General features: G+C 71.7%; 1 protein-coding gene and 1 pseudogene. One reads left to right on the plus strand and one right to left on the minus strand.

The genetic code is table 11. The features are described 5' to 3' along the window. Nucleotides 1-114: 114 nt before the first annotated feature. Nucleotides 115-1,473, plus strand: a complete 1,359-nt coding sequence (gene glmM / locus SRB5_RS35680; protein ID WP_323379056.1) for a phosphoglucosamine mutase — start codon at nt 115-117, stop codon at nt 1,471-1,473. Between the two features lie 454 nt (nt 1,474-1,927). Here the strand turns inward: glmM and SRB5_RS36085 are convergent. Continuing rightward, nucleotides 1,928-2,063, minus strand: a pseudogene (locus SRB5_RS36085) (MFS transporter); the annotation flags it as partial.

Genomic DNA, 2,063 nt, shown 5'->3' on the forward strand with positions numbered 1-2,063 from the left:
CCCGGCGGCACTGTCCAGTGCCGCCGGGGCGTTCGCGTATGGTCGGAAGGTATTCATTTCACGGTGGTCATCAGTTCACCGTCCCGGCTACGACCGATCATCGGAGGAACTCACGTGGCTCGACTCTTCGGTACGGACGGCGTGCGCGGTGTCGCCAACGCGGATCTGACCGCCGAGCTGGCCCTCGGGCTGTCGGTGGCCGCGGCGCACGTGCTCGCCAGAACGGGCGCGGAGAACGGTCACCGGCCGAAGGCCGTGGTCGGCCGCGATCCGCGGGCGTCCGGGGAGTTCCTGGAGGCCGCGGTGGTCGCGGGGCTGGCCAGCGCGGGTGTCGATGTGCTGCGGGTCGGGGTGCTGCCGACGCCGGCGGTCGCGTATCTGACGGGGGCGCTGGGGGCGGACCTGGGCGTGATGCTCTCCGCCAGCCACAACGCGATGCCGGACAACGGGATCAAGTTCATCGCGCGGGGCGGGCACAAGCTGTCCGACGCGCTCGAGGACTCGATCGAGGAGCTGTACCACAAGCACGCGCACGGTGAGGCGTGGACCCGGCCCACGGGCGGCGGGGTCGGGCGGGTCATCGACTACGACGAGGGGTTCGACAAGTACGTCGCGCATCTCCTCGGCGTGCTGCCGAACCGGCTGGACGGGCTCAAGATCGTCGTCGACGGAGCGCACGGGGCTGCCGCCCGGGTGTCGCCGGAGGCGTTCGCCGTTGCCGGGGCGGAGATCATCTCCATCGGGGACGATCCGACGGGGCTCAACATCAACGACGGGTACGGGTCCACTCACCTCGAGAAGCTGAAGGCCGCGGTCGTGGCTCACGGGGCGGACCTGGGCGTTGCCCACGACGGGGACGCGGACCGGTGCCTCGCGGTGGACGCCTCGGGCAACGAGGTGGACGGGGACCAGATCCTCGCCGTGCTGGCTCTGGGGATGCGGGAGGCCGGGAAGCTCCGGGAGAACACCGTCGTGGGGACGGTGATGTCGAACCTGGGGTTCAAGCTGGCGCTGGAGCGGGAGGGCGTGTCGCTCGTCCAGACCGCGGTGGGGGACCGGTATGTGCTGGAGGAGATGAAGCGGGGCGGGTTCGCCCTGGGGGGCGAGCAGTCGGGGCACGTGATCGTGCTCGATCACGCCACTACCGGCGACGGGACGCTGACGGGTCTGCTGCTGGCGGCCCGGGTCGCGGCGACGGGGCGCTCGCTGGCCGACCTCGCGTCCGTGATGGAGCGGCTGCCGCAGGTCCTGGTCAACGTCCCCGACGTGGACAAGTCCCGGGTGGACAGCTCGCCGGAGGTCCGGGTCGCGGTCGCCGACGCGGAGGCGGAGCTGGGGTCCGCCGGGAGGGTTCTCCTTCGGCCGTCGGGGACGGAGCCGCTGGTGCGGGTCATGGTCGAGGCCGCGGACATCGACCATGCGCGGTCTGTGGCTGGGCGGTTGGCGGATGTCGTGAAGTCGGCGCTCGGGTAGTTCGCGGGGGGTGTCTGTCACCGTCCGGTGGGGGTGGTCGTCGGCCTCCGTCGCGCGGCGGTGTGCGTTGGCCTCTGGCCGGTGGCCGTCTGTGTCGGTCTTTGGCTGCCGTTTGCGTCGGCTGTCGCGCATCCGGCCTTCGGCCGGAGGCCTCAAGCGCCGGCCGGGCTTGTCGGCGCTGCGCGCCTCGCCCTCAAACGCCGGGCGGGCTGGATAGGGGGTCTCTCTCCGCTGTCGGCTCGCTGCCGGGTGGGGGTGCACCTCGCCTTGGGCTGTGGTGCGCCGCAGTCACGTCGTGGGTCGGGGCCGCCCGACACACCTACGCGCGTACTGCCGCGTCGTGCTCGCGTTGGGAGCGTTTCCCGTACGCGCGCAGGCGTGTCGAACGTCCCCTTACTTTCGTCGGCGGCTACCGGATTGTCCCTGGTCACCGCCACCCCTAGCCCGCCAACCGTGGGGAACTCCCGCCCAGATGGTCCTCCGCGATCAGCGGCCCGTACACCGACTCGGCCGCCGCGACGACGGCGTTGACCACCGAGAACTGCACGACGACCGCCCACAGCCAGGGCCGCGAGGCGAACTCGCGCCAC

It is taken from the genome of Streptomyces smaragdinus, from assembly GCF_009604385.1.
Lineage (GTDB): Bacteria > Actinomycetota > Actinomycetes > Streptomycetales > Streptomycetaceae > Streptomyces > Streptomyces smaragdinus.